Source organism: Massilia eurypsychrophila, from assembly GCF_002760655.1.
Classification (GTDB): domain Bacteria; phylum Pseudomonadota; class Gammaproteobacteria; order Burkholderiales; family Burkholderiaceae_D; genus JAFCUW01.
Map to the genome: position 1 here is coordinate 260,887 of NZ_PDOC01000001.1, position 14,326 is coordinate 275,212.

Annotated in this window: 15 protein-coding genes; 5 read left to right on the forward strand and 10 right to left on the reverse strand. The window is 64.7% G+C overall.

Annotated elements, in window-relative coordinates; translation table 11 throughout:
* Nucleotides 1-44: 44 nt before the first annotated feature.
* The 4 genes from CR105_RS01225 to CR105_RS29425 are packed head-to-tail and all read left to right on the forward strand — an operon-like array spanning nucleotide 45 to nucleotide 3,071.
* Nucleotides 45-2,009, forward strand: a complete 1,965-nt coding sequence (locus CR105_RS01225) for a sigma-54-dependent Fis family transcriptional regulator (RefSeq protein ID WP_099786603.1) — start codon at nucleotides 45-47, stop codon at nucleotides 2,007-2,009.
* A 15-nt stretch (nucleotides 2,010-2,024) separates the two neighbouring features.
* Complete coding sequence (locus CR105_RS01230; RefSeq protein WP_099786604.1) at nucleotides 2,025-2,579, forward strand: cytochrome b; 555 nt, start codon at nucleotides 2,025-2,027, stop codon at nucleotides 2,577-2,579.
* Nucleotides 2,557-2,997: a YncE family protein gene (locus CR105_RS01235; RefSeq protein ID WP_180288052.1), complete on the forward strand. Its 441-nt coding sequence runs from the start codon at nucleotides 2,557-2,559 to the stop codon at nucleotides 2,995-2,997. Before CR105_RS01230 ends, CR105_RS01235 begins: the two co-directional genes overlap by 23 nt.
* Complete coding sequence (locus CR105_RS29425) at nucleotides 2,931-3,071, forward strand: hypothetical protein (RefSeq protein ID WP_099786606.1); 141 nt, start codon at nucleotides 2,931-2,933, stop codon at nucleotides 3,069-3,071. The genes CR105_RS01235 and CR105_RS29425 overlap by 67 nt, the downstream gene beginning before the upstream one ends.
* 1 nt (nucleotide 3,072) lies before the next feature.
* On the opposite strand, the gene CR105_RS01245 is transcribed toward CR105_RS29425, so the two are convergent.
* From CR105_RS01245 to CR105_RS01285, 9 genes are all read right to left on the reverse strand, one after another.
* Nucleotides 3,073-4,029: an ATP-grasp domain-containing protein gene (locus CR105_RS01245; protein WP_099786607.1), complete on the reverse strand. Its 957-nt coding sequence runs from the start codon at nucleotides 4,027-4,029 to the stop codon at nucleotides 3,073-3,075.
* A 20-nt stretch (nucleotides 4,030-4,049) separates the two neighbouring features.
* Nucleotides 4,050-4,712 carry a hypothetical protein gene (locus CR105_RS01250; protein WP_099786608.1) on the reverse strand — a complete coding sequence of 221 codons (663 nt, stop codon included), beginning with the start codon at nucleotides 4,710-4,712 and terminating at the stop codon, nucleotides 4,050-4,052.
* A gap of 12 nt (nucleotides 4,713-4,724) precedes the next feature.
* Nucleotides 4,725-5,615 carry a quinoprotein dehydrogenase-associated putative ABC transporter substrate-binding protein gene (locus CR105_RS01255; RefSeq protein ID WP_218968642.1) on the reverse strand — a complete coding sequence of 297 codons (891 nt, stop codon included), beginning with the start codon at nucleotides 5,613-5,615 and terminating at the stop codon, nucleotides 4,725-4,727.
* Nucleotides 5,612-6,010, reverse strand: a complete 399-nt coding sequence (locus CR105_RS01260) for a c-type cytochrome (RefSeq protein ID WP_229413540.1) — start codon at nucleotides 6,008-6,010, stop codon at nucleotides 5,612-5,614. The genes CR105_RS01255 and CR105_RS01260 overlap by 4 nt, the downstream gene beginning before the upstream one ends.
* 83 nt (nucleotides 6,011-6,093) lie before the next feature.
* Nucleotides 6,094-6,432, reverse strand: coding sequence for a hypothetical protein (locus CR105_RS01265; protein ID WP_229413542.1), 339 nt, complete (start codon nucleotides 6,430-6,432; stop codon nucleotides 6,094-6,096).
* Between the two features lie 136 nt (nucleotides 6,433-6,568).
* Nucleotides 6,569-8,326, reverse strand: coding sequence for a methanol/ethanol family PQQ-dependent dehydrogenase (locus tag CR105_RS01270; RefSeq protein ID WP_099786610.1), 1,758 nt, complete (start codon nucleotides 8,324-8,326; stop codon nucleotides 6,569-6,571).
* Nucleotides 8,327-8,488: 162 nt separating this feature from the next.
* The gene (gfa, locus tag CR105_RS01275; protein WP_099786611.1) at nucleotides 8,489-9,064 is read right to left on the reverse strand and encodes an S-(hydroxymethyl)glutathione synthase; all 576 of its coding nucleotides are present in this window, start codon (nucleotides 9,062-9,064) and stop codon (nucleotides 8,489-8,491) included.
* Between the two features lie 16 nt (nucleotides 9,065-9,080).
* The gene (gene fghA, locus CR105_RS01280; RefSeq protein WP_099786902.1) at nucleotides 9,081-9,941 is read right to left on the reverse strand and encodes an S-formylglutathione hydrolase; all 861 of its coding nucleotides are present in this window, start codon (nucleotides 9,939-9,941) and stop codon (nucleotides 9,081-9,083) included.
* A gap of 5 nt (nucleotides 9,942-9,946) precedes the next feature.
* Nucleotides 9,947-11,053, reverse strand: coding sequence for an S-(hydroxymethyl)glutathione dehydrogenase/class III alcohol dehydrogenase (locus CR105_RS01285; protein ID WP_099786612.1), 1,107 nt, complete (start codon nucleotides 11,051-11,053; stop codon nucleotides 9,947-9,949).
* 355 nt (nucleotides 11,054-11,408) lie between these two features.
* Between CR105_RS01285 and CR105_RS01290 the strand changes: the two genes are divergently transcribed.
* A complete protein-coding gene (locus CR105_RS01290) occupies nucleotides 11,409-13,085 on the forward strand; it encodes a methyl-accepting chemotaxis protein (RefSeq protein ID WP_099786613.1) in 1,677 nt (558 codons plus the stop codon).
* A 244-nt stretch (nucleotides 13,086-13,329) separates the two neighbouring features.
* Here the strand turns inward: CR105_RS01290 and lipA are convergent, their stop codons facing one another.
* Entirely contained in the window at nucleotides 13,330-14,325 is a 996-nt protein-coding gene (lipA, locus tag CR105_RS01295; protein WP_099786614.1) for a lipoyl synthase, read from the reverse strand.
* Nucleotide 14,326 lies beyond the last annotated feature (1 nt).

Sequence of the window (14,326 nt, forward strand, 5' to 3'; positions counted from 1 at the left end):
GGCAGTAGGCCCCGGCCATCAGCGACCGGACCTTAGGAGACAGCATGTCTAATTTTGCCGTGGAGCACGTCAAAAGAGTGCGTTCGGTTGTGCAGAACAGAATGGCGCGGGAGCCGGCCGACAGCGGCGGCGGCATCACCCAGTCGTGGATCCGCTGCCTGAACGACTATCAGCTCGATCCGGACAGCCACGACGATCCCGAGGTCGTCGGGCGCGCCGAATTGCAGCAGCGCCAGGACAGCCTGGCCGACCTGCGCAGCGTGGCCGAAGTCGAAATGGCCAACCTGTACCAGCAGCTGGCCGGTTCCGGCTACGCCATCATGCTGACCGACCGCGACGGCGTGCTGCTCAACTTCTTTGGCGATCCCAGCTTCACCCACGCGGCCTCGAAAACCGGCCTGATGCAAGGCGCCATCTGGAGCGAGCGGGTGCAAGGCACCAACGGCATGGGCACCTGCCTGGTCGAGCGGCGGCCGATCTCGGTGCACCAGGAAGAGCACTACCTGTCGCGCAACATCGGGCTCAGCTGTGCGGCGGCGCCTATCTTCAACCACAGCGGCGAGCTGGTGGCCGTGCTCGACGCTTCCGGCGAGTCCAGGCTGGCCCAGCAGCACACGCTGGCGCTCGTCAGCGCATCGGTCCAAATGATCGAAAACCGCGTGTTCCTGCACCAGTTCCGCAACGAGTACATCGTGCGCTTTCATAGCCGGCCCGAATTTGTCGGCACGCTCAGTGAAGGTGCGATTGCGGTAACGGTTACCGGCCGGGTCGTGGCGGCGACCCGCCGCGCGCTGCTGCTGCTCGGTTTCCACAGTCCTGCCGAGATCGAAGGGCGCGACATTACCGACTTGTTCAACATTTCCTTTTCGGGCCTGGTCGACTGCAGCGTCAAGAAAGCATTCCATCCAGTACCGATCTTCGAGATTCGCAACGGCGCGCGCTTTTTCGCCGTCAGCTACGCGCCGGCGCCGGTGCTGCGCGAGGCTCGCCAGCCGGCCCAGGCAGCGGCGCCGGCCGCCGGCGCCGCCACCGCGCTCGACCTGCTGCAGTTCGGCGACCCGCCGATGCTGCATAACGTGCAGATCGCCAAGCGCGTGGTGGAACGCAATGTCGCCGTCATGCTGCTCGGCGAGACCGGCACCGGCAAGGAAATGTTCGCCCAGGCGCTGCACCGCTCGGGCAGCCGCGCCGACAAGCCGTTTGTGGCGATCAATTGCGCCTCGATTCCCGAAGCGCTGATCGAAAGCGAACTGTTCGGCTACACGTCGGGGGCGTTTACCGGCGCCCGCAAGGACGGGCAGTGCGGCAAGATCTTGCAGGCCAACGGCGGCACGCTGTTCCTCGACGAAATCGGCGACATGCCGGTCGCGCTGCAGACGCGGCTGCTGCGCGTGCTCGAGGAGCGCGAAGTGCTGCCGCTCGGCGGCGACGCCCCGGTCAAGCTCGACATACGCCTGATCAGCGCCACCCATTGCGACCTGCAAGCCAGGATCGCCCTGAAACAATTTCGCGAAGACCTGTTCTACCGCTTGCACGGCGTCACCATCACGTTGCCGCCGCTGCGCGCGCGCACCGACCGCCAGCAGCTGATACGTCACCTGGCGATGCAGGAAAGCGATGGCGACGGCAACGTCGTCATCGACGGCCCGTTGCTCGCCGCGCTGGACCAGCACCAGTGGCCGGGCAATATCCGCCAGTTGCGCCACTTGCTGCGCACCATGATCGCGCTGCGCGAAACGGACCTGCTGACGATCGCCGACCTGCCGCCCGAGTTTGGCGCCGCGGCGGCAGCGGCGACGGTCGCGACGGTCGCGACGGCAGCGACGGCACCGGAGGTCGACCTCAATCCGCTCGAGAACGCGGAACGCCATGCGCTGATCCAGGAACTGACGCGGCACAGCTGGAACATTTCGACCCTGGCCCGGCAGCTCAAGATCAGCCGCAACACCCTGTACCGCAAGGTGCAGCGGCTGAACATCATCAATCCCGATAAAGCCATGCTGCACTGACCTGGAAGCGCGCCGTTGAAGTTCTTCGCCACCCAACAATTCACCCGCACCGCGATCGTGCTGCACTGGCTGCTCGCGGTGCTGCTGGTGGGCCAGTTCGCCTTTGGCTGGCTGCTCGACGCCATTCCACGCAACACGCCGGCGCGCGGCTGGTGGATCAACCAGCACAAGAGCATCGGCCTGGTGATCGGCCTGCTGATCGTGCTGCGCATCTTCTGGCGCCTGCGCCATGCGCCGCCGCCGGCGCTGCCGATGCCGGCCTGGCAGCGGCGCGCCGCCAGCGCCAGCCACCTGGCGATGTACGCCTGCATGGTGCTGATGCCGCTGTCGGGCTACCTGGCGTCCAATTTCAGCAAGCATGGCATCAAGCTGTTCAACACCGTCAGACTGGCGCCGTGGGGGAGTGACGACAAGCTGGTCTATGCGGTGTTGAACCAGACCCACAAGGTGACCGCCGTGCTGCTCGCGGTGCTGATCGGCGTGCACCTGCTCGCCGTCGCCAAGCATGTACTGGTCGACCGCGACCGCCTGTTGGCGCGCATGTGGCGTGGCGCCGGCGCCGGCGGCTGAGCCGTCGCCTTTTCCATTCATCCCCCCTTGCGCCGCGAGAATCCATGATCGAACACTTGCGCCAACTGGCCCGACGGCGCTGCTGGCGTCACTGCCGCTGCACGCCGCGCCCTTCGCCTACGTCCCGAACGAGGGCTCCGGCACGGTGTCGGTGATCGACATCGCCGGCGACCTGGTGGTGGCCGAGATCGCCGCCGGCAGCAAGCCGCGCGGCCTGGCCGCCGGCATCGACCATCGCTGGCTATACGTCAGCGACCAGCCGAACAACCGCCTGCCGCTGATCGACCTGGTCGGTCGCAAGCCGGCCGGCACAGTGGCGCTCGGCGAGTCGCCGGCCTTCGCCCGTGGAACATGGCGCTCACCGCGCACGGCAGCAAGCTGTACGTCGCCAACGGCCGTTCCAACAACGTCTCGGTGATCGATTCTGCGCGCAACGTCAAACTGCGCGATATCGCGGTCGGAAAGTTGCCCTGGGGCGTAGTGATCCGCTAGCTCAGGCGCCGCCGAACGCGGCCACGTCGACGCTGATGGCGACCGGCCTGGCGCGCACGCGCGGCGTGCCGGCCGGCTGCGCGAGCAAGTCAAGTACCAGCGCGGCGGGATTGCAGCCGATCGACGCATGCAGGCCGGCATACGACGTGGTCATGCGGGCATTCACTTCCAGCACCACCACGCCGTGCTCGGCAATCACGAAGTCGACCCCGACATGCCCCCACAGGCCGGGAATGGCGGCGGCGACCGCCTGCGCCAGCCGTTCGAAGCCGCCGTCGGCGTCAGGCATGCTGTTGACGGTGGTGCCGAGGAAATGGAATTGATTGTCGCGCACGGCGATGCGCGGTTCGTTGCAGCCCAACAGCTGGGCGGCGCCGTCGCAGCACAGCAGCGACAGGCTGCCCAGTTTGCCGGGGAAGAACGGTTGCAGTACCCAGCCGGCCTCGCCGCTGGCCGCGATCCATGCCAGCGCCGCTTCGGCGCCGGGAAAGATACGGCTGTTCAGGCAGCCGGCGCCGTCGTCAGGCTTGACCACCCAGGCGCCGGTCGACGGCGGTAACGGCTGGCCAGGCGAGTAGGTGGGGACGACTGCGACGCCGGCCCTGGCAAGGGCGCGCGACGTGCGCAGCTTGCTGCCGGCCACGCGCAGCGCGTTCGGCTTGCTGCCGAGCAGGATGCGCTCGCTGCGCAGCACCTGCCGCGACAGCCGCTCGAGCATACCGCCCGCCTCCGGCGCCAACGGCCACACCGCGTCGGCCGCCTGCACGCAGGCGTCGAAGCGGCGCCGGAACGGTCCCGGCGCGCCGATGGTGATGAGCTCGATTCCGGGCAACTCGACCAGGTCGGACAGCAGCGCGCGCAGCATCATCTGCCCCTGGTGCCGGACCGACGCGGGCAGTGCGCCGTCCGGCGAGCTGGCCGACGCATAGTCGAATGCAAACAGTTTTAACGCTGACACCTGGCCCCCATTCTCTGCACTCAGCGCTTGCCGCTCTCGGCGCTCACCAGCGTCAGCGTTTCCTCGAGCAGCGGCGCGGCGCCCAACGCGCCCGCCACCGTCGCGCGTAGTTCGTACACGCCGCCGGGCACCTGGGCGCTGACGACAAACGTATAGCGCTTGCCGACGTATTGTCCATAGCGGTGATGCATGGGGTCGTTCAGGTAGGGCGCGATGCTGATGGCGTTTCCGTCCACCGCTTTGCCGGCGTAGCTAAATCGCTGCGGCCGCACTTGCGCCGACTCGGCCAGCGCCAGCCGGATCCGCTTGCGAAAGTAGTTGCCCGAGCCGCCGGTCCGGCGCGCCATCTCGGCGATGTCGCGCTCGAGGAAGCCGAGCAATACCGGGTTGCCTTCCGGATTGTCCGCAATGGGCACCGGGCGCTGCCTGTCGCCCGACAGGAAATGCATCGTCACCGCCGGTTTGTCCAGGCTGAGCATCAGCCGGACCTGGTCGTCGAAGCCCTGCTCGAGGCTGCCCGCCTTGTGGAATGCATAGATCAGCGTCAGCGGCGCGCGCACATTCTGCAGGTGATTGGCCTGGAACAGCAGCGTTTCGGCCGCCGATATGGCTCGCGCCGCTGCCGGCTGCGCCGCCAGCACACAGGCCGCGGCGAGGATGCAGCGCCAGGAAAAAAAAGTCATCGGCGATCCTTGTCAGCGGGCCGCGGCGCGCTCGGGCTGGCCGAGCAGCGGCACGCCGTACTGCGCCAGGATGGCGTTGATCTGCGGCCGGTTGCGCTCGATGGCGTCGTCGATGCGCTTTTTGTATTCCGCTTCGCCGAAGCGCACCGCCATCGCGATCTCGAAATCGAGCTGCAGGCCGGGTTGCGACTTCAAGGGGACGGCGACGATCGGCACCGCCGTCGACTGGCGCGCGAAATAGCCGGCGATCGGCCCCCAGATGAAGGCGATATCGATGGCGCCGTGGGCCAGGTCCTTTTCGACCATTTCGCCGGGATAGCGGTCGGCGTCGCCGGACTGGGCCTGGTAGGACACCATCTTGTCGATCAGGCCATGCTGGAGCAGCCAGTCGGTCACCGGAGAGCCGCCGAACACGCCCAGGCGCAGCGTCGCGCGCTTTTCCGGGCTCAGCGTCAGCAAGTCTTCCAGCGTGTGCATGCCGTCTAACCCCTTGCCCTTGACGTACGCCATCGCATAGGTGGACCGATAGTAGGGCCGGGTGTTGGCACCCATGTCGAAACCGGCGGCGACGCCGGTGACCAGGTCGCACTTGTAGGTGTCCGAACCGGGATTTTTCGCGCGCAGCGTGTTGCGGATGAAACCCATGCGCTGGGGGTACCATGTGTATTCGATCTTCCACCCCAGGTCCGCCGCCAGCAAGGCGGCGATCTTGTTCTCGAAGCCCTGCAGGCCGCGGTTGGAAAACGGCAGGTTGTTGGGATCCTGGCAGACCCGCAGCACGGCTAGCATTGCGGCTGGCGGCCCGGCTGGCGGCCCGGCTTGCGGCTCGGCTGCCTGCGCCGCCGTTGCCGCCAGCACCAGGGCGGCGATGGCGCCGCGCGCCAGCTCGCCAATCGCGCTCACTTGCCGATCTCCTCGAGCCGGCCCGGCTTGATGGCGCCGTCGGAGCGGCCCTTCAAGTAGGCGTACAGGTTGTCGACGTTGTCGACCACCTGCTTGCTGCCGTCGAAGTTGGGCATGCCCTTGGCGGCGCGGCCGTGCAGCACGGTGTTCTTGAATTCGTCGCGCGACATCACCTTCAGGCTGGCCAGCAGCGACGGCCCGAGCCCGCCTTCCTGCGCGGCGCCGTGGCAGCGTTCGCACGCCATCGAACGCCAGGTACGCCAACCGTTCAGCGTCTGGCCGTCGACCTTGGTGCCGGCGACAACCTTGTACGGTGGCGGCGCCGCGTTGGTGATGGCGAGCGCGCCGGAAATCCAGAATGCGGCCGTCAGCGCGCACAGTGTTCGAATGTTCATGTCATTTCTCATCAGGTAGCAAGTGTTCCGTTTCCGGAACAGTGAGTGGCATCAGCTGTGCCGCCCGGTTGGCACCAGCCCCGTCACTTCGCATCGCAGGCCTTGCTGGCCTTGGCCTGCAGCGCCTTGTATTTGTTGGCCATCGCCCTGATCGACTCGGGGTCGCGGAATCCCGCGCCGCGCGGTCCGGCCAGCGTCTGGTGGCGCAGCGCCGTGGCGATCTCGACGTACTCGTCGTAGCCGACCTCCCTGGCGATCTGGTCGATCGTGCAGGCGCACTTGTAGAGATACTCTTGTTTCCCGGGGTGCTTGACCATGCATTCAAGCACATATTCAACCCGGTCCACGGTGGGGAAATCGTTGGCATGCGCCACCATCGGCACACCGGCGGCCAGCCACATCAACAGGCCAATTTTGTTCATCGTCGTCTCCTTTTATACTTGTCCACAGGCGATAAGCAGCATGTTTCATGCCATGCGGGTAGCCGCCGTCGTACCGATATCCTGGGCAGCTGCCCGGATATCGGTATCGACGCGTGGAGATGGGAAGTAAGACCGCTTATTTCGGCGGCAGTGCAAACACGGTCAGGGAGCCGCCCAGGTTGGTGTATTTGGCCAGGTCCTTGTAGCCGCCGACGGCGCCGAGGCCTTCGTTCGGTTTTTCAAGCCCGGCCGCCAGGCCGATGCCGGCCCATCCGCCAATTCCCGACAACACGCCGATGTACTGCCGGCCTTTGTATTCCCAGGTGTTGACGTTGCCGATGATGCCGGACGGGGTCTTGAACTTCCACAGCTCCTTGCCGGTGTTGTCGACCGCCTTGATATAGCCTTCCAGGGTGCCGTAGAACACCACATCGCCGGCGGTCGACAGCGCGCCGCTCCACACCGAGAATTTCTCCGGCTTCGACCAGACGATCTTGCCGGTGCCTGCATCCCAGGCGATGAAGTTACCCAAGCCGCCGTGGCTGCCCGGCGCCGGATACATCGACAAGGTCGAGCCGACGTACGGCTGGCCGGCGGTGTATTCCACCTGGAACGGCTCGTAGTCCATGCAGACGTGGTTGGTCGGCACATAGAACAGGCCCGTCTTCGGCGAGTAGGAGGCCGGCTGCTGGTCCTTGGTGCCCAGCGCCGACGGGCAAATGCCCTTGCTGTTGACATCGGGGCCGTTCTTGTCGGTGCTGTACTTGGCGACCATCGCCGGGCGTCCCGTCTTCATGTCGATGTGGGTGGCCCAGTTCACCGCCGGATCGAACTTCTGCGCCACCAGCAAGGCACCGCTGACACGGTCGAGCGTGTAGCCGAAACCGTTGCGGTCGAAGTGCACCAGCGCCTTGCGCATCTCGCCCTTGACCTTGACGTCGGCCAGGATCATTTCGTTGACGCCGTCGTAGTCCCATTCGTCGTGCGGGGTCATCTGGTAGACCCACTTGGCTTCGCCGGTGTCGAGGTCGCGCGCGAAAATGGTCATCGACCACTTATTGTCGCCCGGCCGCTGGCGCGGGTTCCAGGTGCTCGGGTTGCCGGTGCCGTAGTACATCAGGTTGGTCGCCGCGTCGTAGCTGTACCAGCCCCAGGTGGTGCCGCCGCCGATCTTCCACTGATCGCCTTTCCAGCTCTTCAGCGACGAGTCCTTGCCGACCGGCGCCATCTTGCCGTCGGTCCAGGCCATGGTTTTGGTCGGGCTGACCTTCATTTCGTCGTCCGGTCCGGTGCTGTGCGCCTTCCACAGCTCCTTGCCGGTGTTCATGTCGTACGCCATGATGCGGCCGCGCACGCCGAACTCGCCGCCGCTGATGCCGGTGATGACTTTGTCCTTGAACACGTGCGGCGCGTTGGTCGCGGTTTCGCCGGCCTTCGGATTGCCGGTCTTGACCTTCCATAGTTCCTTGCCGGTCTTCGCATCGAGCGCCACCAGGGTGGTGTCGGCCTGCTGCAGGAAGATCTTGCCGTTCGAGTAAGCCACCCCGCGGCTGACGGTGTCGCAGCACATCACGGCGATCACGGTCGGGTCCTGTTTCGGCTCGTACTTCCACTTGATGCTCTGGTCGTCGAGGTTGAGCGCGTAGACGTGGTTCGGGAACGGACTGTGCACGTACATGGTGTCGCCGATCACCAGCGGACCGCCTTCGTGGCCGCGCAGCACGCCGGTGGAGAATGTCCACGCTACCTGCAGCGTCTTGGCATTGTCCTTGTTGATCTGCTTCAGTTCGCTGTAGCGCTGGTTGGCCATGCCGCCGGCCTGCATCGCCCAGTTGTGCGGATTCTTGGTCAGCGATTCGATATCGGAAGCGAAGGCAAGGGCCGGTGCGGACATCAATAGCACGCACCGCTGCCAGTGTTTAAAGTTTTTACCGGATAACATAATTAATCTCCTATATATTTTTTTGAGTACAAACTGACTGGGCTACGTGGCATCCGCACCGTTCCCAAGGCGAGTGCAAAAACAGCTGGGTTGAACCTGAGGCGTGGGAATTGCTTAATTCGGCGCCGCGGCCATTTTCGCCGCGTGCGTCGCCAGCGCGTCCATCAGCGGCGGCGACAGCGCGTCGTACGGCGGCAGCCCAAGCTCGACCAGCCTGGCGCGGACGGCGCCCATGTTTTCCGGCCTGGCGCCGGACTCGATAATCGACGACACGAAAGCGGCAAACGTCGGCGCCGACCAGCCCGTCTCTGTCGAGCGCTCGGTGTGGACGAAGTCGAGGCCGAAGAATGCGTGCGCCGTGTTGTCGATGCGGCCATACATGTGCACGCCGCAGTCCTTGCAGGCGTGGCGCTTGATGGTGGCGTTGGGATTGACCACCTGCAGCTTGTCGGCATTCGCGGTGACGTTGACGTTCTCGCGCGAGATCACGGCAACCTGCGAAAACAGCGCGCCGTCCGGTTTCCAGCATTGGGTGCAGCCGCAGACGTGGTTATGCGCGGTCTGGCCATTGAGGGCCACTGTGACCGCGTCGGCCGTGCAGGCGCACGCCAGGGTGCCGCCGGCGAAGCCTTCTTTCGTCGGTGCGATGCCATTGTCGACGGCCGGATGAATTTTCACTGCATTTTCCATGATAAGTCCCTGTGATTTAATTGATTGAATTACCGACTGCCTGCGCTGCATGAAACCGGATGTGATCCTCGATGAAGGTCGAGATGAAAAAGTAGCCATGGTCGTAGCCGGGATGCCGGCGCAGGCGCAGCGGCTGGTGCGCCGCGCCGCACGCCTGTTCGAACGCCTCCGGCAACAGCTGGTCGTCGAGGAATTTGTCGGCCAGGCCCTGATCGATCAAAATGCCGCCGGGGAAGGGAATATGCCGGCTTGCCATCAGCGCACTGGCGTCGTATTGCTGCCAGTTCCGTTCGTCGCTGCCGAGGTATCCGGCGAAGGCTTTCCGGCCCCACGGACAGCGGCTCGGTGCGCAGATCGGCGCGAACGCGGACACCGAGCGAAACAGGTCCGGATTGCGCAGCGCCAGCACCAGGGCGCCGTGCCCGCCCATCGAATGGCCGAAAATGCCGATGTGCGCCGGATTGACGGGCAACTGCGCCGATACAAGCTGGTAGAGCTCGAGCACGTAGCTGTACATGTTGTAGCTGGCGCTCCATGGTGGATTGGTCGCATCGACATAAAAACCGGCGCCGACGCCGAAGTCCCAGTCGTTCGATTCACCGTCGCCACCGGCGCCGCGCGGGCTGGTATCCGGCGCCACCAGGATCATTCCCAGCTCGGCCGCCACGCGCTGCGCACCGGCCTTCACCATGAAGGTCTCCTCGGTACAAGTGAGGCCCGCCAGGTAAAACAGGGCCGGCAGCCTGGTCGCGCTCGCCTGCGCCGGCAAGAAGACCGAGAAGCGCATCGGCAAGCCGGTCGTGCTTGAGTGGTGCGAATAGCAGCGCTGCACGCCGCCGAAACAGGCGTGCTCGCTGAGCAGCTGGAACGATTCCATGGCCACTAATAGAGCACGACGGAACGGATCGACTCGCCGCTTTTCATCAGCTCGAACCCTTCGTTGATGCGTTCGAGCGGCAGCGTGTGGGTGATCAGGTCGTCGATGTTGAGCTTGCCATCCATGTACCAGTCGACGATCTTCGGCACGTCGGTCCGGCCGCGCGCGCCGCCGAAAGCGGAACCCTTCCATTCGCGCCCGGTCACCAGCTGGAACGGCCGCGTGCTGATTTCCTGGCCGGCAGCGGCCACGCCGATGATGAACGACTGGCCCCAGCCCTTGTGGGTGCATTCGAGCGCCTGGCGCATCACAGTCGTGTTGCCGATACACTCGAACGAATAGTCGGCGCCGCCATCGGTCAACTGGACGATATGGTCGACGACGTTCGCGACATCCTTCGGATTGATGAAATGGGTCATGCCGAACTTGCGCGCCATCTCGATGCGGCCGGGATTGATGTCGACGCCAATGATCTTGTCGGCGCCGACCATTTTCGCGCCCTGGATCACGTTCAGCCCGATGCCGCCAAGGCCGAACACGACCACGTTGGCGCCGGCTTCGACCTTGGCCGAGAACACGACCGCGCCGACCCCCGTGGTGACGCCGCAGCCGATGTAGCAGGCCTTGTCGAAAGGCGCGTCGTCGCGGATTTTGGCGAGCGCGATTTCAGGCACGACGATGTAATTGGAAAAGGTCGAGGTGCCCATGTAGTGGAAGATGGGTTTGCCGTCGATCGAGAAGCGTGAGGTGCCATCGGGCATCAGGCCGCGGCCCTGGGTTGAGCGGATCTGCTGGCACAGGTTGGTCTTGCGCGAGAGGCAGAATTTGCATTGCCGGCATTCCGGCGTGTACAGGGGGATGACGTGGTCATCCTTTTTGAGCGTGCTGACGCCCGGACCGACGTCGAGCACGATGCCGGCGCCTTCATGACCGAGGATGGAAGGGAAGATGCCTTCGGGATCGGCGCCCGAAAGGGTGTAATAGTCGGTATGACAAATGCCGGTGGCCTTGATTTCCACCAGCACCTCGCCTGCCTTCGGACCCTCCAGCTCGACTTCCTCGATCGTCAATGGCGACCCGGCTTTCCAGGCAATAGCGGCTTTGGTTTTCATGACTATGTTTTCCGAATAAGAAGTGATGAAGCTGGCGTCGGCATTGCACGACTTATTCTCTTAAAAGCAAAACACATGCCACTCGTTTGTCGCGCGCGCGCCATGGACGCGCGGCATCGCTCAAGGCGTATGACGGCTGCGGCTGTTAGACAATCGGAACACAACCGGGCCAGCCCTGCTCGATTTATGGAACAGGTCTTTGGGGACAGTTAAGTGTTGTAAAAATATTCCGCAATGCAACCTTTACATCGCATTGCGACGGTCCGGCGTCTATACTGGCGCCGTTAATGTTTCCTCACAGATACATCTGTTCCGTCCCTCCGCGCCAGTCGCAGCCATTTACGAAATACACACAATGAATTTGCTAAAAAATATGAAAGTCGGCACCCGGCTCGCGCTCGGCTTCGCCGTTGTCCTGGCGTTTTCGGTCCTCATCGCGGTGGTCGGCGTCATGCAGCTCAACGCGATTGCCCACGAAGCCGAGCGCATGCTGGCGCAGCCGATCCAGAAGGAACGCGACGCGGCGGACTGGGATCGTTACATCTCGATTGCGGTCATCCGCACCTCGGCGATCGCCAAAAGCAGCGACGTCTCGCTGGTGCCGTTTTTCGCCGCGAATGCTGCCCTGACCACCAAGGGCACGGCGGAAACGGTCAAGAAGCTCGAGCCGCTGTTGGTGACCGACGCCGAGAAAAAGGCGTACGGCGACGCCATGGCGGTGCGCAAAACGTATCTGGCCAGCCGCGACCAGGTCACCCGGCTGAAGGCCGAAGGCAAGCCCGAGGAGGCTGAAGACGTCCTGACCAAGGTCTACCTGCCGGCGGCCGAGTCGTATCAGGCGCTGGTCGCGCGCTTCCTCGCGGTGCAGCGCCAGAACCTCGACAGCATGAAGGGCCAGATCGAGGAAAGCCGCGACGCGGCGCAAACCCGCGTCGTCGTGCTGGCCGCATTGAGCCTGTTGTGCGGCATCGCGTTCGCCTGGTGGCTCACGGTCGGCATCACCGCGCCGGTGCGCCGCGCCGTGGCCAGCGCGCGCCGCGTCGCCGATGGCGACCTGACCGAAGACATCCAGGTCACGTCGACCGACGAACTGGGCCAGCTGCAGCAGGCGCTGAAGGACATGAACGCCAACCTGCTGAAGATCGTGCGCGACATCCGCACCGGCACCGACGAGATGGCGACCGCTTCTTCCGAGATCGCTGCCGGCAACCTGGACCTGTCGTCGCGTACCGAGCAGCAGGCGGCCAGCATCGAAGAAACCGCGTCGTCGATGGAAGAACTGACGTCGACGGTCAAGCAAAACGCCGACAACGCCATGCAGGCCAATGTGCTGACCAACGAAGCGTCCAGTGTCGCCACCGAGGGCGGCGCGGTGGTCGCGCAAGTGGTCAGGACGATGGCCGACATCACGACATCGTCGAAGAAGATCGTCGATATCATCGGCGTCATCGACGGCATCGCCTTCCAGACCAACATCCTGGCGCTGAACGCGGCGGTTGAAGCGGCGCGCGCGGGCGAGCAGGGGCGCGGCTTTGCCGTCGTCGCCGCCGAAGTGCGCACGCTGGCGCAGCGCTCGGCCAGCGCCGCCAAGGAGATCAAGGGACTGATCGACGATTCGGTCGACAAGGTCGATACCGGTAGCACGCTGGTGCAGAAGGCCGGCGCGACGATGGGACAGATCGTGTCGAGCGTGCAGCGCGTGACCGACATCATGGCCGAGATTACGGCGGCCAGCCGCGAGCAAAGTGCCGGCATCGAGGAAGTGAATCGCGCGATCGCGCAGATGGACCAGGTCACGCAGCAGAACGCGGCGCTGGTCGAGGAATCGGCCGCGGCGGCAGGTTCGATGCACGACCAGGCGACGGGCCTCGCGCGTGCGGTCAGCGCGTTCAAGCTGGGGATGGAGCCGGTGGCGGCGCAGACGGCGCCACGTGCGCCTGTGGCCGCGCGCGCGGCAGCAAAGCCTGCGCTGGCGGCGCCGATGCGCCGGCCCCGCCTGCCTGCCGCCGGCGACGAGTGGGAACAGTTCTAAACCCGCGGCGGTGATATCGGTCATCCTCCCGTCGCGGGGATGACGTTGGTTTGGTTATCGTCGCTTTCAGGTTCTGCGATTTCTGCGTGAGACACCGCGACACCGCACACGTCATCCAAGCTTTCGCAGAGGATGACGATGGTTTTTTGATGGGTGGTTCGCGGCGCGCGATTTCTGCACGGTTCAGGCGCAAAAAGGGCGGGGCATCGATAACGATGGCCCGCCCTTTTTTATTGCGGAATGGTTACTGGGCGTCGATCGCCAGGCCCGCGCTGTGCGCCTGTTCGTCGGCGTGGTACGAGCTGCGCACCATCGCGCCGACCGCCGCGTGCACGAAGCCCATCTTGTACGCCTCTGCCTCGAACATCTTGAAGACGTCCGGGTGCACGTAGCGGCGCACCGGCAAGTGCGAGTTCGACGGCGCCAGGTACTGGCCGATGGTCAGCATCTCGACGTTGTGCTCGCGCAGGTCGCGCATCACCTGCAGGATCTCTTCGTCGGTCTCGCCCAAACCCACCATGATGCCGGACTTGGTCACCGCGTTCGGATACAGCGCCTTGAAGTCGCGCAGCAGTTCGAGCGAGTGATTGTAGTCGGCGCCGGGACGCGCTTCCTTGTACAGGCGCGGCACCGTTTCGAGGTTGTGGTTCATGACGTCGGGCAGGCCGTCCTTGAAGATCGCCAGCGCCTTGGCCAGGCGGCCGCGGAAGTCGGGCACCAGCACTTCGATGCGTGTACGGGGCGACAGCGCGCGCGTCTGCTGGATGCATTCGACGAAGTGGCCGGCGCCGCCGTCGCGCAGGTCGTCACGGTCGACCGAGGTGATGACGACGTACGACAGGCGCAGCTCGGCGATGGTCTTGGACAGGTTGCGCGGCTCGTTGACGTCGAGCGGATCCGGGCGGCCGTGGCCGACGTCGCAGAACGGGCAGCGGCGCGTGCACTTGTCGCCCATGATCATGAAGGTCGCGGTGCCCTTGCCGAAGCATTCGCCGATGTTCGGGCAGCTCGCCTCTTCGCACACCGTCACCAGGTTGTTGGCGCGCAGGATGTCCTTGATCTCGTAGAAGCGGGTCGAGGCCGACGCCGCCTTGACGCGGATCCAGTCGGGCTTCTTGAGGCGCAGGGCGTCGCCGATCGGGATGATCTTGATCGGGATGCGCGATGTCTTGCTGGCGCCTTTTTGCTTGTCGCTGGCGTTGTAGGCGGGGGCGATGCTGGTATCGGTGTCAGGAGTCATT